Raw genomic sequence first — 21199 nt, forward strand, 5'->3', positions numbered from 1 at the left:
ATTCGCACATCGTATTGACATGTATAGTGAAGCGCGTTAAAACAAAGAAAGGAGGGATGAACGTGACTGAACAAGAAGCAAAGCAACTGATTGAACAATTGCGCACACGAAATATTCCGCATGCGCTTGTAAAAAAAGAACATTTTTTAACGTTTCGTCATGTGCTCGTCCAACAAGAAGATTTTAAACATTTTCGCGGCGTAGCACAGCGCGGTGGCGATGTCGTGTATTACTACATGGATCAGCCGCGCAGTTGACGTATGGCTTTAACTTTTTTACAGCAGACATGCGCCATTGTTTGACGGCATTGACGGTGACGCCTTCTTCAGCGGCAATTTGTTTGAATGTTTTCCCTTCAATTACATGGCGAACGAGCCAAATTTGCTCGCGTGGCGATAAATAAGACAACGCATCTTGAATGAACATGTCCGACAAAAAATCGACATTTTCTTTTAGCACATAGTCATCTAGCAACGGAACGTATTCGTGTTTCGTTTCTTTCCGTAGCTGTGATACGATGCGCCAACGAATCATTTTAAACGCAAACGTACAAAATGAACCTTTCGTTTCGTCGTATCGTTCATATGCTTCCCAAAGCGCGATCAAACCGATTTGCACATATTCATCGACATGACGACGAATATGTAATTTGCGAATGATGTAAAAAATAAGTGGACGATATTGTTCAACAACCGTTTCAAACGACATATATATCCCTTTCTCAAAGGCGCGCCTTCACGTATTCCGCGGTTACATGTAGCTTATCAAACACACCTGCGTTGCGCGAAAGAGAAAATAGAAAAAAATGCCCCGTTTATGTTAGGCATACGCAGCGTTTCCCTTAGGGAAATACAGAAAATGAGGGGGAGAAAGAGCGGAAAATGGTGCATTTGCCTAAAAAAATGCTTTGAACAATGGGAATTTTTTGTGTTATGATAATAAAAAATGGAAAGGCTTGAGCAACATGAAAATAAGAAAAACAATGATTGATTCACCATCTTTGCAACAAAACGTGTACATTTACGAAAATAAAAAAGAACAATATATCGTTGTCGCCATTCCTTATTTAGAATGGTCGATCCATGTCACTTATGACGATTTAGCAAATATTGAATTACGCTTGCAACAATCGCTTGCGAACGTATTAGACGAAGAGCATGTGTTGCCACTTGCGATGAAGCTCGCGCAATGGATGAGAGAAATGTAAGGAAGGTTTCGTTGCTAGATGAAATACGCTGTTTCCCTGTATGTTGTCGTAAGTATCGTTTGGATTGTATTGACAGACTTTTACGTAGAACTGTTACCGATTCCACCACATATGAAACCGTACGTTCAGACGTTCAAAGGTGCACTTTTTGTTATTTTATCTGCGGTATTTATGTATATCGCTTTAAAAAAACATCGCCAGTTAAAGCAAATGAGCGAAAGCGAGAAAGAATTGTTAACGCTCATCCATGCGATGCCTGATTTCGTATCATTTAAAGATGGACAAGGCCGCTGGTTAAGGGTTAACGATTTCGGTTTAAAACTGTACGGGCTTGAGCACGTCGATTACAAAGGAAAAACCGATGCCGAGCTTGCGGAATACACTCCTCATTTTCGCGAAGCGTTGCTTTATTGCATTGATTCCGATGAAGAAGCGTGGCGAGCAAAAACAGTAACGCGCGCAGAAGAATCGTTTCCGATGCCAAACGGTGAAATGAAAACGTTTGACGTTATTAAAGTGCCACTATTTCATGAAAACGGCAAACGCAAAGGACTTGTCGTCATCGGACGCGACATTACACAACAAAAAGTTGCTGAGCAGCTGTTGTTGAAAAAAGAAAAGCTGTCGGTTATTGGAGAGTTGGCAGCGGGCATCGCCCATGAAATTCGCAATCCGTTAACGTCCATTAAAGGCTTTTTACAAATGATGAAAGAGACGAAAGAAGTAGACGAACGTTTCGTGCAAATTATGTTAGATGAAATTGAACGTGTCAACCAAATCGTCAGCCAGTTGCTCGTACTTGCGAAACCGCAAATGAAAGCGTATAAACCGTTCGCTTTGCACGATGTGCTCGAATATGTCGTTGGGTTGTTTACGTACGAAGCGATTTTACAAAACGTACAACTAAAATACGAGCCGCGCACGTCTGCCGTCGTATACGGAGATAAAAATGAACTCATCCAAGTGTTTGTGAACGTCGTGAAAAATGCATTAGAAGCGATGCCAAGAGGAGGAACGCTCACCATCTCCGCCAAAGATGAAGCTGACTGCGTGTATGTCATCGTCGAAGATACAGGAAAAGGTATTGAACAAGAGCGTTTAAAACATATCGGCGAACCGTTTTATACGTTAAAAGAAAAAGGGATGGGGCTTGGTTTGACGACGAGCATGAAAATCATTCATGAACATAAAGGCACGATGCAAATAGAAAGCAAAGTCGGCAAAGGGACGCGGGTTCAGATCATGTTGCCAACATGTAAAGACCCGTCTTAAAACGGGTCTTTTTTACTCCACCCATGTCGTCAATTCGTTGATTGGCAAACGAGATGACGGATGGGCAGGTGCGCTCGCTTTTCCGATCGTAATTAGCATGACAGGAACGTATCGGTCTGGAATATGGAATGTTTTCATAAATGCTTGTGGGTCAAAACCGCCGATGGCGCATGTGTCGAACCCTTCTGCTTTGGCGGCAAGCATCAATTGCATCGCAGCTAACGATGCGTTTGAGAATGCTGCATCGCGTGCATATTGTGCGTTTGTATAGGCGTTTTCAATTTGTTTGGCAAGCGTGTCTTTGATTTCTTTTGTCATTTTTCCTTGTGCAACGAGCGGATCATACACCGCATCTGTTTTTTTATTCGCCTGTAAATCGCCAAGTACCGCAACGACCGCAGACGCCTCAACGATTTGTTGTTGATTGTAAGCGATCGGAAGGAGCTTTTGTTGCGCTTCCTTTCCATAGAAGACGACGAAATGCCAATGTTGCAAATTCCAAGCAGAAGGCGCCTTGCCTGCTAACTGCAACAGTTTCGTTAATTGTTCTTTCGAAATTGTTGCAGTTGGATCATATTTTCGAACGGATTGTCGTTGTTCAATAACCGAACGAACGGATTGTCGTTGTTCAATAACCGAAAGCATATATATCCTCCTTTTATACACACAAAAATATCTTTACTTACTTTTTATCAGTAACAATATTTATGTTAATTTAGTTACAATAAGTTTGTCAAATTTCATGCATAGGGTGATGATTGATGGAACATTCACACGTCTGTCCGAAAATCGAAGCGGCATTTCAGTTGCTTGGTAAGCGATGGAACGGACTTATTATTCACGTTTTATTTCGCGGACCGCTTCGCTTTAAAGAATTAGCAGAGAGTATTCCAGAAATTAGTCAAAAAATGTTAACGGAACGATTAAAAGAGTTGGAAGAAGAGCGCATTGTCGTTCGTCACGTATATCCTGAAAAGCCTGTGCGCATTGAATATGAATTAACGGACAAAGGGAAAGATTTGTGCATTGTGATGGAAGCTGTGCAAGTATGGGCAGAAAAATGGATGTAGTCCCTAACCTTTTACGCTCGTCGTTGCGATAGTAATAAGTGAAAGGAGGGGAGAGACATGCTTCAACGTTCTCAACTTCGCTTAACGTTTGAAGTCGGTGTGACAGAAACGGGCAAACCGCTATATAAAAACAAAACGTATACGATTAAGCCAAACGCAACGGAAAGCTCGCTCGTCTCTGTGGCCCAAGCGCTTGCCTCTTTGCAAAGCGCTCCGCTCGTTCACGTGTATCGCAACGATGTGCATGTATTAGGTGAATAGGAGGGATAATGAATGAAAACGCTTGAATTACAGTTTGTGAATGAAGAAGGAAAGACGGTTCGCTTAAGCGTTGATGCCCCGCGCGACGATGTGACAGAAACACAAGTGGCTAGCGTGATGGACGTGATCATTGCAGCAAACGTCTTTTCATCAAGCGGAGGCGACTTGATTGCGAAAAAAGGAGTGCGCCTCATTGACACAACTGTGACACAATGGACGTTTGCCTAAATGGTGCAAGGTGTCCCGTAACTGGGGCACCTTGTTGTATATAAGCTAAAACGAGGAAGGAAGGGGAGAAGATGGAAGCATATTTGTCACTTCTTTCCGATGTCGGTTTTCCGATTGCGGTCACATTTTATTTGCTGCATCGGATTGAAGGAAAATTAGATGCGGTCATCGACTCGATCCGCACGTTAGGCGAACAATGGAAAGCACCCAACTAAATGGGTGTTTTCTTTTTATTTTTTTGTTTTTTCCTCATGCTTTTCGATTTTACGAATATATTGCCGCGGTTGAAACGGCTCGACATGCCTTTCGTTTACGGTTGCGTAAATGGAAGGCTCTATTTTTTTTGCTTCAGCTTCATAGTCATGGACGATCATGGCTAACATAAAGAAAAGAACCATTACAATTCACCTTCGCTCACTTTTTACTATATATGTTGAAAAAAAATGAAACTTTTTATACATATTGTTCGTATAAAAAAGAGGATTGCTATGTCAGAAGGAGGTTGATTTTTTTATGTCAACATTACATATGACGATGTTGTCGCCATTTTTGTTGGCGATACTTGTTCCGCTTTTATACAAATTTGTTCGTTCGCTTCATGTCGGATGGTTTGTTCTTCCACTCCCTATCGCGCTATTCATTTATTTTTTGTCTTACATGGACGAAGTGCGCAAATATGAAGTTGTTCGAGCAACGATGCCTTGGATTCCGTCGCTCGACATTTCGTTCGACGCATATGTCGATGGATTAAGTTTGTTGTTTGCCCTATTGATTACCGGAATCGGTTCGCTCGTTGTACTGTATTCCATTTACTACTTACAAAAAGGAAAAGAACAGCTTGGCAACTTTTACGTCTACTTGCTTTTATTTATGGGCGCGATGCTTGGGGTCGTGTTATCCGATCACCTCATTGCGTTATACGTCTTTTGGGAGTTGACGTCCATTTCGTCGTTTTTGCTCATCGCTTATTGGTATAAACGTGATCGTTCGCGCTACGGGGCGCAAAAATCGATGTTTATTACAATGTTTGGTGGATTGCTTATGCTCGGGGGATTTGTTGCCCTTGCCATCGCAGGTGGGACGTATAGCGTTCGTGAGCTCATGCAAGTCTCGTTAACAGAACATGCCCTCTTTATTCCTGCACTTTTCCTTATTTTGTTTGGTGCTTTTACGAAGTCAGCCCAATTTCCATTTTATATTTGGTTACCTGACGCGATGGAAGCACCAACGCCTGTTAGTGCATATTTGCATTCAGCGACAATGGTGAAAGCAGGCATTTATTTAATTGCGCGCTTGACACCTATTTTTGCCGTATCTTCTCTTTGGGTTTGGACAGTTGCGCTCGTCGGTCTTGTAACGTTATTTTGGGCATCGTTTTTAGCATCGAAACAAACCGATTTAAAAGCAATTTTAGCTTACTCAACTGTCAGCCAGCTCGGGCTCATTACATCGCTTTTAGGCGTCGGTGGGCTTGCGTTTCATTACGATTGGATGGAAGAAAATTTATTTATGGTCGCAGTTTTAGCAGCGATTTTCCATCTGTTCAACCACGCGACATTTAAAGGGAGTTTATTTATGGTTGTCGGCATCGTCGATCATGAAACGGGGACGCGTGACATTCGACGGCTTGGCGGATTAATGACGATCATGCCGATCACGTTTACAATCGCATTGATCGGCTCGCTTTCGATGGCAGGCTTGCCACCATTTAACGGTTTTTTAAGTAAAGAAATGTTTTTTACCGCCATGTTGCGTGCAAAAGACGTACAAGCATGGGCCGTTATTTTACCCGTTGTTGCTTGGGTAGCGAGCATTTTTACGTTTTTATACAGCGTATTGTTAGTGAGTCGAACATTTTTTGGAACGTACAAGCCACATTTATTAGAAAAAGAAGCGCATGAAGCGCCGCTTGGCATGCTCGTTGCACCGATCGTGTTAGCGTCGCTCGTTGTAGTCATTGGCATTGTGCCAAACGTATTGTCCGACTCCGTATTAGCTCCGGCCGTATATGCGGTGTTATATGGATTGTTTGCACCAAATGAAGCGCTTGATGTGTATATTTCTCATTGGCATGGCTTTACGCCAGAGTTGTTTATGACGATCGGCGTATTATTGTTTGGTTTAGTGCTATATCGTACGTTTCCAAAATGGAAAAAAATATATTATCGTTTATCCGAACGGATGTCGCTTAACTTTTTTTACGATCAATCGTTCGTCTGGATGGAAAGGGGATCACAGTCGCTCATGTCGCGCATCATGACCGGCTCGATGCGCACGTATTTAGTGTACATTTTTACGGCGAGTGTTGCTTTGCTTCTGTTTACGGTCGGTTTGAAAAAACAATGGCATATCGATTTAAGTCATTTGGCGTCTGTGCGAGTGTATGAAATCGTATTGGCAGTTGCCATGGTCGTTGCAACAGTGACAACAGTTGTTGCTAAATCGCGTTTAACAGCGATCGTTTCACTAGGGGCAGTCGGTTACGGGGTCGCGCTGTTTTTCGTTCTGTTTCGCGCGCCTGATTTAGCGTTGACACAGCTTGTGATCGAAACGATTTCCGTTGCGCTCTTTTTACTTTGTTTTTATCACTTGCCGAAGTTTAGCAAAAAGCGTGAGAGCGTGCGCTTTCATTTAGGGCATGCACTCATTTCCATTGCGGTCGGGGTGACGGTCAGCGTCATTGCCTTTTTAGCTTACGCAGGAAAGCATTTCGATTCGATTTCACAATATTATGTGGACAATACGTATGAAAAAGCGGCCGGGAAAAATATGGTTAACGTCATTTTAGTTGATTTCCGTGGTTTTGATACGTTGTTTGAAATATGTGTGTTAGCGATTGCTGCTCTAGGTATTTACGCAATGGTGAAATTGCGGCTAGCGAAGGAGGATGAAAAATGAGGCAAAATGATGTCATTTTGCGAACAATCACAGCTGTCGTCGTACCAATCATCGTTTTATTTTCCGTCCGACTGTTTTTTGCTGGGCACTATTATCCGGGCGGTGGATTTATTGGGGGATTGATGACTGCTGGTGCGATCGTGTTATTACTTCTTGCTTTCGATATTGAAACGGTTCGTAAAATGATTCCGATCAATTATAAATGGCTAGTCGCAATCGGACTATTGTTTGCAGTTGGAACAGGAGTCATGAGCATGTTTCTCGGTCGCCCATTTTTAACGCATGCGTACGAATACGTTCATTTGCCGTTGCTTGATTATACTTCTCTTCATACAGCTGTGCTGTTTGATTTAGGAGTTTACTTTGTCGTTATTGGCGTGACGATGATTATTATCGAAACGATAGGGGAGAGTGACTAATGGAACTGATTATGATTGTCGTCATCGGTTGTTTATTTACCGCTGCGACATACTTGTTGCTCAGCAAAAGTTTGCTCCGCATTATTATCGGGACGGGTTTGCTCAGTCATGGTGCCCATCTTTTATTGTTAACGATGGGGGGTTTAAAAGTTGGAGCGCCTCCGCTTTTAGGGGAGAAGGCGGCACGATACGTCGATCCGTTGCCGCAAGCACTCATTTTAACGGCAATCGTCATCAGTTTTGGAGTAACAGCGTTTTTCTTAGTGTTGGCGTACCGTTCGTACCAAGAAATTGGAACAGATCATATAGAAGGGATGAAGGGAGATGAATAACCTCCTGCTTTTGCCGATTGTTATTCCGCTTGTCACAGCCATTACTCTTATTTTCTTTCCGAAGCACGTGCTTTGGCAACGGATGATTTCTTTCATATCGACATGTAGTTTAATTGTTGCAAGCGGCGCGTTGTTGTACCGTGTGCATATAGACGGTATTCAAACGTTGAATCTTGGCAATTGGCCAGCTCCATTTGGTATTACGCTCGTGTCCGATTCGCTGTCCGCTTTGCTTGTGTTGACAACAAGCATCATCGCGCTTGCTTGTTTAGTGTATTCGTTTTATGCGATTGGGCATAAGAGAGAGACGTTTTATTACTATTCATTTTTTCAATTTTTAATCGTCGGTGTGAATGGGGCGTTTACGACAGGTGATTTGTTCAACTTGTTCGTCTTTTTTGAAGTGATGCTTATGTCGTCTTACGTGCTGTTTGTGCTCGGAGGCACGAAAATACAGCTGCGTGAAACGATTAAATATACGCTTGTGAACGTTATTTCTTCGGCGCTATTTGTCGTTGGAGTCGCGTATTTATATGCAGTAACAGGTACGTTAAATATGGCGCATTTAGCGGAGCGTATAAGCGAAATAGGAATGTCGCCTATTTTAACGGTTATTGCGGTATTGTTTATTATCGTATTTGGTTTAAAGGGAGCGATTTTTCCGCTATATTTTTGGCTTCCAGCAGCCTATTACGCCCCGCCTACCCCGATATTAGCCTTGTTTGGAGGTTTGTTGACAAAGGTTGGTGTGTACTCGATTTTGCGCACGTTTACGCTTTTATTTACGAGTGATGTCGGCTACACGCATACGTTGCTCGCTTGGCTTGCGCTCGGCACGATCGTCATCGGTGTCATTGGAGCAGTTGCGTATAACGATATGCGCTATATCGTCATTTACAATATTATCGCTGCAGTCGGCGTTATGATTTTTGGGGTAGCGATGATGACGCCAGAAAGTTTAGAAGGAACGATTTTTTACATGTTGCAAGATATGGTCATGAAAGCAACATTATTTTTACTAGTCGGTATTGTTTTTTCCATCACTAGTTCAAATAACATTCGTTCATTTTCGGGGTTAATGTCGTCTTATCCGCTGCTTGGTTGGTCATTTTTCATCGCTGCATTGTCGCTTGCGGGCATTCCGCCGCTTAGCGGATTTATCGGGAAGTTGCTCATTGTAAAAGCAAGCTTCGATGCGCAACTCATCTTTGAAGCGATCGTTATCTTACTGTCGAGTTTGCTTGTGCTATATTCGGTTATGAAAATATTTATGAACGGTTTTTGGGGCGAGAAAAAAGGATTTGAACAAAAGCAAGTAGACGGACGATTGTTTCCGGTGTTGTTTTTACTTGTTTTATCTGTTGCATACGGCATCGGCATCGAATTTGTTCGTCCATTTGTTCTCGACGCAGTAAACGTGTTAGTCGATCCGAGTATGTACATTGAAGCGGTGTTAAAGGAGTAGAGAACATGGCATTTCAAATTTTATTAAACGTCATTTTAGCGTTCGTATGGATGTTTTTAACAGTTTCGTTTGACGGAGCGTCATTTCTTGTCGGGTACATGATCGGGCTGTTTATCATTTTCATCTTGCGTCGCTTTTTCCATTCGCGCTTTTATCTCGTTCCGGTGTTTGTCATCATCAAATTGCTGTTCATTTTTTTCAAAGAGCTCATTTTATCAAACATCGCCGTAGCGAAAGTCGTTATGCAACGTTCGTTAACGATTCAACCTGCCATTTTTGCTTTGCCGACGGAATTAAAAAAAGAGTGGGAAATTACGGTGTTAGCGATGCTCATTACATTAACACCCGGCACGCTCGTTTTAGATGTATCAGATGATGGAAGTACGCTATATATTCACGCGTTAAATAGCCCAGATGTGCACGAAGCGATTGAAAGCATTAAACAATCGTTTGAAAAAACGATTATGGAGGTGAGCAAATGATGTTAAACATCGCCCTCGTCATCCTTTCTTTAGCGATGGTTGGTTTTTTATACCGCGTTGTCAAAGGTCCAAGCGCTGCTGATCGAGTGATTGCTCTAGATGCGATGGGCATTACGCTCGCTGGGATCGTTGCGATCGTTTCTATACTGTTAAATACGAGCGCGTTTTTAGACGTCATTTTGCTCATCGGTATTTTAGCGTTTGTCGGTACGGTCGCGTTTGCGAAGTTTTTAGAGAAAGGGGTTGTCATCGAACGTGGTGATCGCGATCGGTAATGTGCTCGTCGCAGCACTTGTTTTGTTCGGAGCGGTGCTCGTGCTCTTGTCGGCAGTTGGTGCGATTCGTTTGCCGGATGTATATACGCGCAGCCATGCCATCAGCAAAAGCACGACGCTTGGCATGATGTGCATTTTACTCGGTGCATTTTTTCACTTTTTGCTTGAAAACAGTGAATTTAACTCACGGCTTTTACTTGGCATCGTGTTTATTTTTATGACATCTCCTGTTGCGGCCCATCTCATTAGCCGCGCTGCGTATTACACAAACGTGTCGCGCTGGGAAGGAACGGTTCGTGATGATTTAAAAGAAAAAGCTGGCGGAAAATAACCGTCAGCTTTTTCTTATGCAAAATATGAGCGGATGATCGTGTTGAGCTCTGCATCGTGTTTCGTCGGAATTTGATGTCTTGCCCCGTCCACGTACACGATACGAACATCGCGGGCATGTTGTTTGAAGCGTTTGCGTCCGCATTCTCGTGACTTTAGTCATGAGTAAGGACACTAACATATGTTATTTATCATGTGGCTATAAAACCAGATAAAAAATTGATTTTCACTCATGCACATGTTACCCTACAATTAGGTGATAATATATGGCACAAATACACTACGGACGAGGTTATGTCTATTCTATTCAATATCATATCGTATGGTGTGTGAAATATAGACGCAAAATATTAACTGACAAAATAGAACAGCGTTTGGTGGAAATATTGCAAAAGATTGCCGCAGAAAATGAGTTTGTGATACAAGAAATCAACGGAGATTTAGACCACATACACTTACTCATAGAATGTAGTCCGCAGCATTATATACCAGATATGATTAAGGCATTAAAAGGTGTAAGTGCGAGGTTGTTATTTAAACAATACCCAGAGTTAAAGAAACAACTTTGGGGAGGACATCTTTGGAATCCATCTTATTTTGTCGCAACAGTTAGCGAAAATATAGAAGAACAAATAAGAAATTATATTCACTCCCAAAAGGAAAGGTAGGTGAGTTTATCTATGTTAAGGGCATACAAATATCGCTTATATCCTAATGAAGAACAAAAAATACAATTAGCTAAAACATTTGGTTGTGTAAGATTTGTATATAATTATTATCTCGCTAAAAAGATAGAGTTGTATGAAACAAAAAAGAAACAAATGTCTAAAACGGATTGTAATAATCATTGTAATAGGGAGTTAAAAAGCGAATTTGTATGGCTTAAAGAAGTAGATAAATTTGCCTTAACTAATGCAATCTACAATCTAGACAGTGCTTTTCATAATTTTTTAAAAAAACAGTCTGGTTTTCCTAATTTTAAAACAAAAAAATCACACAAATACAGCTATACGACTAATTTCACTAATAACAATATAGAGGTTGATTTTGATAACAACAAAATCAAACTTCCAAAACTTAAATGGGTAAGATGTAAGTTGCATAGAAAGTTTGATGGACAAATAAAGTCTGCCACTATTTCTCAAGTGCCGAGTGGAAAGTATTTTGTATCCATATTAGTTGATGCTGAAATAGAACAATTACCAAAAAACAATCATGTGTATGCTTTTGATTTGGGTCTAAAAGAATTTCTAATAGACAATCACAACAACCACATAAAAGACCCTAAAGCCATATCAAAGTATGAAAAGAAATTGGCAAAGCTGCAAAGACAACTTGCAAAAAAGAAAAAAGGAAGTAAAAATTGGAACAAGCAAAGAGTTAAGGTGGCAAAAGTACACGAAAAAATAAGTAATACTAGAAAAGATTTTCAACATAAGCTATCTTCGAAAATTGTTTACGAAAACCAAGTAATCATTAGCGAAGATTTAGCTGTGAAAAACATGATCAAACATTCACGTCTCGCTAAAAGAATATCGGATGTAGCATGGGGTGAATTTTGCAGACAGATAGAATATAAGTCGATGTGGTATGGTAGAACGTATCATAAAATAAGCAGATGGTTTGCATCATCGCAAACTTGTTCAGCGTGTGGGTGTGTAAACAAAAAAGTAAAGTTATTATCCATAAGAGAATGGGTTTGCGATCATTGTGGTACGATTCATCAAAGAGACGAGAACGCTGCAAAAAATATCCTACAACAAGGCTTAAAAGAATTAGGTTTATTTGCATAAATATCGTACGGCAGGAACTGTCGGAATCATACGCCTGTGGAGTTAGTAGGTTGCGAGGACGATGAAGCAGGAAATTCTCACTGCGAAGTGAGAAGCCCGCGACTTTAGTCGTGGGAGGTTCACAATATACGGTTAATAGATTAATAGTTTCATGTTATGATATGAGCAAGGAAATGCTTTAGAAAAAGAAAAAAGGGGTTTCACACGATGAAAAAGACGATTGTAGCTGGAGCGGTATTATCGACGTTATTTTTAGGGGAAAAAGCGGTTGATGCGGCACAATATACAGTTAAGTCGGGCGATTCGTTATGGAAAATTGCTCAAACGTTCCGCACATCGGTTAATGAATTAAAAACGTTAAATCAATTAACGACGGACATCATTTATGTTGGACAAGTATTGCAATTACCTCATGCGAACGTGCAACCAACGGCACCTGTGACACAACCAACAGCGCCAACGACACAAACAACAACATATACGATTCAGCGAGGCGATACGTTATCGACGATCGCGCGCCAGTATAATACGGCCATTACACGCCTTCTTGAACTAAACCCGACGATTACAGACGTAAACCGCATTTACGTTGGCCAAACGTTAACAGTACCGACAACAAATACAACAAATACAACGAATACAACAAATACAACAAATGCAACAAGCCAACTTATATCGCCGAGACCGGCATCAACAGGGCCGACAAATAGCGCAAGTAAATCGTATATCGTCCAACCAGGCGACACATTGTCGACGATTGCTAGAAAATTTAATGTCAACAACCCAATGACTAAAGTCATGGGCTTGTAAGCCCCATGTTGACCAGACCAAGGCTTGAAACAGAGCCTACGTTATAGATGTCATGACACGTTCGGGTGCTTCTCCAGCCCGTTCCTCTGTCGTGCAAGATTAAACAAGCGTGGTGGGTGGCGCTAGTGTCTTGCACATAACAAGCATCTATAACATGGTCGAGGAGAATATGACCTGCTTTATGCAGAGGAAAGGGGAGAACCCTATGGTTTTTGTATTAGATACAAATAAGCGTCCACTCGCCCCTTGTCATGAGGCGGTCGCAAGAAAGTTATTAAAGCAAGGAAAAGCAGCGATCTACAAACGCTATCCATTTACGATTATTTTAAAAGAAATTGTCGATAATTTTCGACCGAAAACACCGTATCGGCTCAAAATCGATTACGGAAGTAAACACACAGGACTTGCGATTGTGCGAGGAGAAGAAGTGTTGTGGCTTGCACAACTTGACCATCGCACAGACATCAAAGAGCGATTAGACAAAAGACGGGCGTTTCGTCGTGCAAGAAGAAAGCGAAAAACTCGATACAGAAAACCACGTTTTCTTAATCGTAGGAGAAAAGACGGGTGGTTGCCACCATCGTTAGAGAGTCGTGTGCAAAATATTCAAACATGGGTGGAGCGTTTAAGGAAGATATGTCCGATTGAGCATATATCGTACGAGAACGCAAAGTTTGACACGCAACTCATGCGAAATCCTGAAATCAATGGTGTAGAGTATCAACAAGGTACGCTACAAGGATATGAAGTACGGGAGTATTTGCTCGAAAAGTTTGGACGAAAATGCTGTTATTGTGGAAAAGAAGGCGTTCCGCTTGAAATCGAGCATATCATTCCAAAATCGAGAGGTGGAACAGACCGAGTGGATAACCTATGTCTTGCCTGTCATGACTGTAATCAGCGCAAAGGAAGTAAGACAGCAGAAGAATTCGGGTATCCACATATTCAAGAAATGGTCAAAAAAACGCTAAAAGACGCAAGTGTAGTGAATGCCACTCGATGGAAAGTGTATGAAGTGTTAAAACAAAGCGGATGCGAAGTAGAGTGTGGAACAGGCGCACGAACGAAAATGAATCGAATACGATTAGGACTACCGAAAATTCACTATTTTGATGCTTGTTGTGTAGGCGAAAGCACGCCACTCCAATTGCATTTCAAAACAAAAGAAGCATTATTTATCAAGGCAAAAGGACGCGGAAGTCGCTCTCGTACAAATCTTGATAAGTATGGCTTTCCAAGAGGATTTTTGGCAAGACAAAAGTTCTTCTTTGGTTTTCAAACAGGGGACATGGTTAAGGCTGTTATCCCAAGAGGGAAATATCAAGGCGGTTGGTTTGGCGAAGTCGCATGTAGAAAGACTGGAAGTTTCGACATTAAAGGCAAGGACGGAAAGCGTATCGCACAAGGAATAAATTATAGATATGTCCAAGTCATTCAGCGATTCGACGGATACACATATCGAAGGGAGGGAATGAACATTGCGTAAGGCGCAATTCCTCCCCGTGCCTTAAGGCAGGGGCTTCCTTGCGCAAGTGTTCGTGAACTTTATTCGCGTTGGACAAACGATTAACGTGCCGCTTTCATGGCAAGAACGAGCAGATGCAATCATTGAAACAGGAAAAAAATATCTCGGAGCGGCGTATTTGTTCGGTGCACCAACGACGCGCACAGACGTTTTTGATTGCTCGTCGTTTACGTATCGCGTATATAGCGAAAACGGTATAACATTGCCGCGCACATCGCGCGAACAAGCGATGGTTGGAACAGAAGTGCCGCTTGCGAGCGTACGCAAAGGTGATTTAATCTTTTTTGATACGGATGGCGATGGCGTCATTAACCATGTTTCCATCGTTGTAGATAGCGAGACGTTATTGCACGCTGCCACAAGCACAGGTGTTGCTTTCGCGAATATGAGACCTTATTGGGCGCCGCGTGCGGTCAAAGCTGTTCGTCTTTTTTAACGGAACAGCAAGCAAAAAGATGCCTCTTACGTTTGAGGCATCTTTTCGTTTATCGTTAGCACCGTTTCAATCGCTTCATGGACGGAAGAAACGATGTAACGAGCTTCTCTTTTTACTTGTTCGGGCGCATGTGACATGACAAAGCTATGTGGGGTCAGGCGAAACATCGGAATGTCGTTAAATGAATCGCCAAAACAAGCGACGTCTTCCGGTTGAATGTTGAGATGATTCATTAACAACCGAAGCGCCTCGCCTTTACTAATTTGTTTTGGCATAATATCTAAACAGCGCGGTTCAGAAATAAACGTATCGACATATCGATCCCATTGTTTATGAACGAACGACTGAAAACGATTGATGACGTCTTCTTCAGCAATAACGGTAATTTTTGATGGAGAAAGATCATGGCCGATCGCATCGAGCATCTGTTTCTTTTCAACAATATCGAAAAATAGTCGCGATCGCATATGCTCCATTTGTTCCGTTTTTGTTTCGACAAAGCTTGTATGTTCATCGCAGACGAGCACAATCGCTTCAAGTGTGCGCGCTTGTTCATAAATGGCGCGCGCAACGGCTGGATCAAACGCGCTACGATGAAGGAGACGATGGTCGTTCGTGTATACAAAGGCGCCGTTTTGGCTAATGCGATGAGCGTCATGACCGATTTCTTTCAACACTTCTAAAATTTCATTGTCCATTCGTCCAGAAGCGACAGCAAAGTCGATACCGTTTGTAATCGCGCGCACGACTGCTTCACGATCTTCTTCTTTTACACGACGGTCATAACCGAGCAGCGTACCGTCTAAATCAGTAACAATGAGTCGAATCATGCTTGGCAAGCTCCTTCCATTTTTATGATGAACAAAAGTTTAATCGAATACATGCATTTGTGCAACTGAAACACCTTTTTGTCAAAAAACATTCATAGCTGTCTTGACAAAAAACATCGCATTTCCATTGACGTAGCTTTGTTCGTTTCGTAACATTGAAAGTAATGTAAACGTTTTTAAAGGGGCGAACTAGACGTGGAACAATCGTTTCGCATTGAAAAAGTGTTAAACAACAACGTGCTCATTGCCTCCCATCCGACGTATGATGAAGTCGTATTAATCGGAAAAGGAATTGGATTTGGCAAGAAAAAAGGGGACGTCATTGAACAAAAAGGTGTAGAAAAATGGTTCATTTTAAAAAATGAGCGTGAACAAGAACAATATAAAAAATTGTTGCCACACGTTGATGAAGAATTTATCGGCTTAATGAACGATATCATTCGCCACATTCAAAAGCGGACGAACAGCTCGTTAAACGAACATATTCACGTTGCGTTAACAGATCATATTTTGTTCGCAATCAAGCGATTAGAACAAGGGATGGACATTAAAAATCCATTTTTAGTTGAAACGAAAAGTTTATATCCGCTTGAATACGGCGTAGCAACAGAAGTCGTTAACATGTTGAATGAACGGTTACACATCGAGCTTCCGGAAGGGGAAATCGGCTTTATTGCTTTACACATTCATAGTGCGCTAACGAATCATCAACTATCGGAAGTAAATCAACATTCGCAGCTTATTTCTCGGTTAGTTTCGGTCGTCGAAGAGCAGCTCAACATTCGCATCGACCGTGAAAGCATTCATTATTTACGATTTGTTCGCCATTTGCGCTATGCGATTGAACGGGTGAAAAAAGGCGAAAAAATTGAAGAGCCAAAAAAATTGTCGAATATATTGAAAGAGACGTACCCACTATGTTATAATTTGTCGTGGAAGCTCATAAAAATTATGCAGCAAACGTTGCAGCTTTCGGTAGATGAAGCAGAAGCGGTATATTTAACGTTGCACTTGCAACGGTTAACTGGTAAAAGTGAATAAATGGGCACTTATCTTTACGTGTTACTGATTCGATCAGGCATGAGTAAAGAAGGCAAAAAAAGTGGTGCAACGATAAAAGTCGTTGCATAGTACCCTTTTTCTGTCGTTCTTTGCTTATGCTTTTTTGTTTTCCATCTTTTGCAAATGCTTACATTCGTTAGACGTCTAACTTATCGCTTCATCTACATTCCATACATGAATGTGCCGTTTGTTGCAAACATTAACAAAATGAAGGAGGGTTCTATAATGAAAAAAGCGTTCGGTACGTTACAAAAAGTCGGTAAAGCGCTTATGCTTCCGGTTGCGATTTTGCCGGCAGCAGGTATTTTGCTTGCGTTCGGTAACGCATTGCAAAACCCAGCGTTAATTGAAAAAATTCCAGCGTTAGAAACAGGCTGGGTCGAAATGGTTGCGAAAGTGATGGAGCAATCGGGTGGTATCGTATTCGCGAACTTACCGCTTTTATTCGCGGTAGGGGTAGCCGTCGGATTAGCTGGCGGTGAAGGGGTTGCTGGTTTAGCAGCGATCATCGGCTACTTAGTGATGAACGTCACGATGAGCGTCATTTTAGGCGTCACATCAGACCAAATCGGAACAGATCCATCGTTTGCAAACGTATTAGGTATTCCGACGTTGCAAACAGGGGTATTCGGCGGGATTATCGTCGGTATTTTAGCAGCGTACATGTACAACAAATACTTTAACATTGAATTGCCATCTTACTTAGGTTTCTTTGCAGGAAAACGTTTCGTTCCAATTGTGACAGCCGCATCGGCATTAATTCTCGGTATTGTGATGACATGGTTATGGCCGCCTGTCCAACATGGCTTAAACGCATTCTCGCACAACATGATCGATGCAAACCGTACGTTAGCGGCATTCATTTTCGGTGTCATCGAGCGCGCATTAATTCCGTTCGGTTTACACCACATTTTCTACTCGCCGTTCTGGTTTGAGTTCGGTCAATACGTCAACAAAGCAGGCGAGCTTGTGCGCGGTGACCAACGTATTTTCTTCGAACAAATTAAAGACGGTGCTGAATTAACAGCTGGGACATTTATGACAGGAAAATTCCCGTTCATGATGTTCGGTTTACCAGCAGCTGCGCTTGCCATTTACCATGAAGCGCGTCCAGAAAACAAAAAAGTCGTTGCCGGTATTATGGCATCTGCAGCATTAACATCATTTTTAACAGGAATTACAGAACCGATTGAATTTTCATTCTTATTCGTTGCGCCAGTATTATTTGCGATCCATACAATTTTCGCTGGATTATCGTTCATGCTCATGCACATGTTAGACGTCAAAATCGGTATGACGTTCTCTGGCGGGGTCATCGACTTCTTATTATTCGGTGTGTTGCCAGGACGTACAGCATGGTGGCTCGTCATTCCGGTCGGTTTAGTGTTTGCGGTCATTTACTACTTCGGCTTCCGCTTTGCGATTCGCAAATGGAATTTAGCGACGCCAGGTCGTGAAAAAGAAACGACAGACACAACAGCGACAGCGGATGCAGGCGAACTCCCGCACGAAATTTTAGCTGCGCTTGGCGGAAAAGAAAATGTCGCTCATTTAGATGCGTGCATCACACGTTTACGCGTTTCAGTAAACGATATTCAACAAGTCGATAAAGATCGTCTAAAAGCGCTCGGAGCAGCTGGCGTATTAGAAGTTGGAAACAACATTCAAGCCATTTTCGGACCAAAATCAGATATATTGAAAACACAAATTAAAGATATTATGGAAGGTCGCGTGCCGACAAAAGCGGTAGAAAAAGCGAAACCATCTGTACAAGCGACAGGAGAAACAGAACAAGTCGCATCTCCATTAACAGGAAAAGTTGTGCCGCTTTCCGAAGTGCCAGATCAAGTATTTTCAACGAAAATGATGGGTGACGGATTTGCGGTTGAGCCAACAGAAGGGACAGTCGTATCGCCAGTCGATGGAACGATCGTTAACGTCTTCCCGACAAAACATGCGATCGGCATTCAATCAAAAACAGGTCGTGAAGTGCTTATCCACTTCGGCATTGATACAGTAAAATTAAACGGTCAAGGATTTGAAGCGCTCGTATCAGAAGGAACAGAAGTGAAAAAAGGACAACCGATTTTAAAAGTCGACCTTGCATATGTGAAACAACATGCACCATCTGTTGTGACGCCAATTATTTTCACAAACTTGCAAGCAGGAGAAACGGTAAATATCACGAAACAAGGAACAGTAACAAAAGGCGAAGACGTCGTCGTCGTTCAAAAATAATTTACTTGCAAAATGCGTCATTTTTCGGTAAAAAAACATAGAGGGTTTTCGCCCTCTATGTTTTCAAAATATAAAGTGAGGAGATGAGCAAAATGGAAAAAACGTTTAAAGTAACTGCAGAATCTGGTATTCATGCCCGTCCAGCAACGATGTTAGTGCAAACAGCGAGCAAATTCGATAGCGACATTCAATTAGAGTACAACGGCAAAAAAGTCAACTTAAAATCGATCATGGGTGTCATGTCTTTAGGTATTCCACAAGGTGCGCAAATTACAATTTCAGCTGAAGGTAGCGATGCAGCAGACGCGATTAACGCATTAACAGAAACGCTAGCAAAAGAAGGATTAGCGGAGTAATGAAACGATTACAAGGGATTGCTGCATCGAATGGCATTGCCATTGCGAAGGCGTACCGTTTAGAACATCCCGATTTAATGGTTGAAAAACAAACGATTGAAAACCCAGCTGAACACGTTCGCCGCTTTCAACAAGCGCTCGCTAAATCGAAAGAAGAACTTGAAGCGATTCGAGCGCATGCATTAAAAGAGCTCGGCGAAGATAAAGCGGCCATTTTCTCCGCCCATTTGCTCGTACTAAGCGACCCAGAGCTCGTGCAAGCGGTCGAACAAAAAATTGAACAAGAACGTGTGAATGCAGAATTTGCACTTCATGAAGTCGCATCAATGTTTATTGCGATGTTTGAAGCGATGGATAACGAATATATGAAAGAGCGTGCCGCTGACATTCGCGACGTCACAAAACGCGTGCTTGCTCATTTATTAGGCGTTACGATTTCAAACCCAAGCATGATTACGGAAGAAGTCGTCATTGTAGCTGAAGATTTAACGCCGTCTGACACAGCGCAATTAAATCGAAAATATGTGAAAGGTTTTACAACAGACATTGGCGGTCGCACATCGCACTCTGCTATTATGGCGCGCTCGATGGAAATTCCAGCTGTCGTCGGAACGAAAGAAGCGACAGCGGTAATTCAAAACGGCGATATCGTCATTATTGACGGGATTGACGGGGAAGTGATCGTTAACCCAACCGAAGAAACGATCGCGGAGTACGAACAAAAACGTGCTGCTTTTGCTGCCCAAAAAGCAGAATGGGCAAAACTCGTTCATGAACAAACGACAACAAGCGACGGTCATCACGTCGAGCTTGCGGCAAACATCGGAACGCCAAACGATGTCGAAGGTGTACTAGCAAACGGGGCAGAAGGCATCGGCTTATACCGTACCGAATTTTTATACATGGGACGCAACGAATTGCCGACAGAAGAAGAACAGTTTGAAGCATACAAAACGGTGCTAGAAAAAATGGAAGGAAAACCGGTCGTCGTTCGCACGCTAGACATTGGCGGCGACAAAGAATTGCCGTATTTAGACCTTCCAAAAGAAATGAACCCGTTTTTAGGTTTCCGTGCGGTTCGTCTTTGCTTAAATATGCAAGACATGTTCCGTACGCAACTTCGTGCATTGTTGCGCGCAAGTGTTTACGGTAATTTAAAAGTGATGTTCCCGATGATCGCGACGTTAGACGAGTTCCGTCAAGCGAAAGCTGTTCTTTTAGAAGAAAAAGAAAAGCTTGTCGCTGAAGGTGTTGCGGTATCCGATCATATCGAAGTCGGCATGATGGTCGAAATTCCAGCAGCCGCTGTATTGGCGGATCAATTTGCAAAAGAAGTAGACTTCTTTAGCATCGGAACGAACGACTTAATCCAATATACGATGGCGGCTGACCGCATGAACGAGCGCGTATCGTATTTATATCAACCGTACAACCCTGCCATTTTGCGCCTCATTTATAACGTCATTGAAGCGGCGCATAAAGAAGGAAAGTGGGTTGGCATGTGCGGTGAAATGGCGGGCGAAGAACTTGCTGTGCCGATTTTATTAGCGTTCGGCTTAGACGAATTTAGTATGAGTGCGACATCGATTTTACGCGTCCGCTCGCAATTAAAAAAGCTTTCTAAACAAGAAGCGGAGCGAGTGAAAGATCACATTTTATCGCTTGCGACTGCAGAAGAAGTCGTTCGTTTCGTGAAAGAAACGTTCCAACAATAAGAACCGGACGCCCCGGTTCTTTTTTTATATGATTGCGCGTAAAACCCCTATGCCTTTAGGCTAGGGGGTGTAAGCCCTAGCCGCCTTGTGTTTCAATGTATGGATGTATTTCATTGCTTTTTCAAGCCTTTACGGATCAGTTCATAAACCGCACCTGCAAAACTTGAAATGTAATTTTCTTTTTGATACTTTTCT

27 protein-coding genes are annotated in these 21199 nt (G+C 42.3%); 23 read left to right on the plus strand and 4 right to left on the minus strand.

Translation table 11 applies throughout. The annotated features are described in order from the left end of the window. Positions 1 to 56 precede the first annotated feature (56 nt). Positions 57 to 257, plus strand: coding sequence for a hypothetical protein (locus ETB99_RS12915; RefSeq protein WP_077429830.1), 201 nt, complete (start codon positions 57 to 59; stop codon positions 255 to 257). Here ETB99_RS12915 and ETB99_RS12920 read toward each other — a convergent pair. Further along, positions 184 to 708, minus strand: a complete 525-nt coding sequence (locus ETB99_RS12920; RefSeq protein ID WP_077429829.1) for a sigma-70 family RNA polymerase sigma factor — start codon at positions 706 to 708, stop codon at positions 184 to 186. The two genes, ETB99_RS12915 and ETB99_RS12920, sit on opposite strands and share 74 nt — an antisense overlap. Positions 709 to 964: 256 nt before the next feature. Here ETB99_RS12920 and ETB99_RS12925 point away from each other — a divergent pair, with 256 nt between their 5' ends. After that, positions 965 to 1207, plus strand: coding sequence for a YueH family protein (locus ETB99_RS12925; protein ID WP_006321639.1), 243 nt, complete (start codon positions 965 to 967; stop codon positions 1205 to 1207). Between the two features lie 18 nt (positions 1208 to 1225). Beyond that, the gene (locus ETB99_RS12930; RefSeq protein ID WP_171700772.1) at positions 1226 to 2479 is read left to right on the plus strand and encodes an ATP-binding protein; all 1254 of its coding nucleotides are present in this window, start codon (positions 1226 to 1228) and stop codon (positions 2477 to 2479) included. 12 nt (positions 2480 to 2491) lie between these two features. Here ETB99_RS12930 and ETB99_RS12935 read toward each other — a convergent pair whose 3' ends face one another. Then, positions 2492 to 3124, minus strand: a complete 633-nt coding sequence (locus ETB99_RS12935) for a nitroreductase family protein (RefSeq protein WP_077429827.1) — start codon at positions 3122 to 3124, stop codon at positions 2492 to 2494. A 116-nt stretch (positions 3125 to 3240) separates the two neighbouring features. Here ETB99_RS12935 and ETB99_RS12940 point away from each other — a divergent pair, with 116 nt between their 5' ends. The 4 genes from ETB99_RS12940 (at position 3241) to ETB99_RS12955 (ending at position 4253) form a co-directional block, all read left to right on the plus strand. Further along, positions 3241 to 3549, plus strand: coding sequence for a winged helix-turn-helix transcriptional regulator (locus tag ETB99_RS12940; protein WP_129000009.1), 309 nt, complete (start codon positions 3241 to 3243; stop codon positions 3547 to 3549). 57 nt (positions 3550 to 3606) lie between these two features. After that, positions 3607 to 3810, plus strand: coding sequence for a DUF1659 domain-containing protein (locus ETB99_RS12945; protein WP_004891408.1), 204 nt, complete (start codon positions 3607 to 3609; stop codon positions 3808 to 3810). A gap of 12 nt (positions 3811 to 3822) precedes the next feature. Continuing rightward, positions 3823 to 4038, plus strand: coding sequence for a DUF2922 domain-containing protein (locus tag ETB99_RS12950; protein ID WP_171700773.1), 216 nt, complete (start codon positions 3823 to 3825; stop codon positions 4036 to 4038). Positions 4039 to 4109: 71 nt separating this feature from the next. Beyond that, positions 4110 to 4253: a YvrJ family protein gene (locus ETB99_RS12955; protein ID WP_009361115.1), complete on the plus strand. Its 144-nt coding sequence runs from the start codon at positions 4110 to 4112 to the stop codon at positions 4251 to 4253. 15 nt (positions 4254 to 4268) lie between these two features. Here ETB99_RS12955 and ETB99_RS12960 read toward each other — a convergent pair whose 3' ends face one another. Next, entirely contained in the window at positions 4269 to 4436 is a 168-nt protein-coding gene (locus tag ETB99_RS12960; protein ID WP_171700774.1) for a hypothetical protein, read from the minus strand. Between the two features lie 115 nt (positions 4437 to 4551). On the opposite strand from ETB99_RS12960, the gene ETB99_RS12965 reads away from it, so the two are divergent. The 12 genes from ETB99_RS12965 to ETB99_RS13020 all read left to right on the plus strand — a co-directional run bounded on the left by ETB99_RS12965 (position 4552) and on the right by ETB99_RS13020 (position 14803). Beyond that, positions 4552 to 6936 (plus strand): Na+/H+ antiporter subunit A, encoded by a 2385-nt coding sequence (locus tag ETB99_RS12965; RefSeq protein ID WP_171700775.1) that lies wholly within the window; start codon positions 4552 to 4554, stop codon positions 6934 to 6936. After that, a complete protein-coding gene (locus tag ETB99_RS12970) occupies positions 6933 to 7355 on the plus strand; it encodes a Na(+)/H(+) antiporter subunit B (RefSeq protein ID WP_171700776.1) in 423 nt (140 codons plus the stop codon). Before ETB99_RS12965 ends, ETB99_RS12970 begins: the two co-directional genes overlap by 4 nt. Further along, entirely contained in the window at positions 7355 to 7687 is a 333-nt protein-coding gene (locus tag ETB99_RS12975) for a Na(+)/H(+) antiporter subunit C (protein WP_004891396.1), read from the plus strand. Before ETB99_RS12970 ends, ETB99_RS12975 begins: the two co-directional genes overlap by 1 nt. Beyond that, the gene (locus ETB99_RS12980; protein WP_171700777.1) at positions 7680 to 9152 is read left to right on the plus strand and encodes a Na+/H+ antiporter subunit D; all 1473 of its coding nucleotides are present in this window, start codon (positions 7680 to 7682) and stop codon (positions 9150 to 9152) included. Before ETB99_RS12975 ends, ETB99_RS12980 begins: the two co-directional genes overlap by 8 nt. A gap of 5 nt (positions 9153 to 9157) precedes the next feature. Then, positions 9158 to 9634 (plus strand): Na+/H+ antiporter subunit E, encoded by a 477-nt coding sequence (locus ETB99_RS12985; protein ID WP_171700778.1) that lies wholly within the window; start codon positions 9158 to 9160, stop codon positions 9632 to 9634. Then, the gene (locus ETB99_RS12990) at positions 9631 to 9909 is read left to right on the plus strand and encodes a Na(+)/H(+) antiporter subunit F1 (protein WP_171700779.1); all 279 of its coding nucleotides are present in this window, start codon (positions 9631 to 9633) and stop codon (positions 9907 to 9909) included. The genes ETB99_RS12985 and ETB99_RS12990 overlap by 4 nt, the downstream gene beginning before the upstream one ends. Further along, a complete protein-coding gene (mnhG, locus tag ETB99_RS12995; protein WP_309138152.1) occupies positions 9890 to 10240 on the plus strand; it encodes a monovalent cation/H(+) antiporter subunit G in 351 nt (116 codons plus the stop codon). The genes ETB99_RS12990 and mnhG overlap by 20 nt, the downstream gene beginning before the upstream one ends. 265 nt (positions 10241 to 10505) lie before the next feature. Then, complete coding sequence (gene tnpA, locus ETB99_RS13000) at positions 10506 to 10907, plus strand: IS200/IS605 family transposase (protein WP_171700781.1); 402 nt, start codon at positions 10506 to 10508, stop codon at positions 10905 to 10907. A 12-nt stretch (positions 10908 to 10919) separates the two neighbouring features. Further along, positions 10920 to 12032, plus strand: a complete 1113-nt coding sequence (tnpB, locus tag ETB99_RS13005; protein ID WP_171700782.1) for an IS200/IS605 family element RNA-guided endonuclease TnpB — start codon at positions 10920 to 10922, stop codon at positions 12030 to 12032. Between the two features lie 207 nt (positions 12033 to 12239). Continuing rightward, positions 12240 to 12842, plus strand: a complete 603-nt coding sequence (locus ETB99_RS13010) for a LysM peptidoglycan-binding domain-containing protein (protein WP_253263639.1) — start codon at positions 12240 to 12242, stop codon at positions 12840 to 12842. A gap of 205 nt (positions 12843 to 13047) precedes the next feature. Beyond that, on the plus strand, positions 13048 to 14328 hold the full coding sequence (gene iscB, locus ETB99_RS13015) for an RNA-guided endonuclease IscB (protein WP_091702133.1): 1281 nt from the start codon (positions 13048 to 13050) through the stop codon (positions 14326 to 14328). 46 nt (positions 14329 to 14374) lie between these two features. After that, entirely contained in the window at positions 14375 to 14803 is a 429-nt protein-coding gene (locus tag ETB99_RS13020) for a C40 family peptidase (RefSeq protein WP_483860846.1), read from the plus strand. A 26-nt stretch (positions 14804 to 14829) separates the two neighbouring features. Here ETB99_RS13020 and ETB99_RS13025 read toward each other — a convergent pair whose 3' ends face one another. Beyond that, entirely contained in the window at positions 14830 to 15633 is an 804-nt protein-coding gene (locus ETB99_RS13025) for an HAD family hydrolase (protein WP_171700783.1), read from the minus strand. 195 nt (positions 15634 to 15828) lie between these two features. Here ETB99_RS13025 and glcT point away from each other — a divergent pair, with 195 nt between their 5' ends. The 4 genes from glcT (at position 15829) to ptsP (ending at position 21004) form a co-directional block, all read left to right on the plus strand. Continuing rightward, positions 15829 to 16674 (plus strand): glucose PTS transporter transcription antiterminator GlcT, encoded by an 846-nt coding sequence (glcT, locus tag ETB99_RS13030; RefSeq protein ID WP_171700784.1) that lies wholly within the window; start codon positions 15829 to 15831, stop codon positions 16672 to 16674. A 243-nt stretch (positions 16675 to 16917) separates the two neighbouring features. After that, positions 16918 to 18933 (plus strand): glucose-specific PTS transporter subunit IIBC, encoded by a 2016-nt coding sequence (ptsG, locus tag ETB99_RS13035; RefSeq protein WP_171700786.1) that lies wholly within the window; start codon positions 16918 to 16920, stop codon positions 18931 to 18933. An 83-nt stretch (positions 18934 to 19016) separates the two neighbouring features. Then, positions 19017 to 19289 (plus strand): phosphocarrier protein HPr, encoded by a 273-nt coding sequence (locus tag ETB99_RS13040; RefSeq protein ID WP_305792555.1) that lies wholly within the window; start codon positions 19017 to 19019, stop codon positions 19287 to 19289. After that, complete coding sequence (ptsP, locus tag ETB99_RS13045; RefSeq protein WP_171700785.1) at positions 19289 to 21004, plus strand: phosphoenolpyruvate--protein phosphotransferase; 1716 nt, start codon at positions 19289 to 19291, stop codon at positions 21002 to 21004. The genes ETB99_RS13040 and ptsP overlap by 1 nt, the downstream gene beginning before the upstream one ends. The last annotated feature ends 195 nt before the right edge of the window (positions 21005 to 21199 follow it).

The organism is Anoxybacillus sp. CHMUD (genome assembly GCF_013096965.1).
GTDB classification, from domain to species: domain Bacteria; phylum Bacillota; class Bacilli; order Bacillales; family Anoxybacillaceae; genus Anoxybacillus; species Anoxybacillus kestanbolensis_A.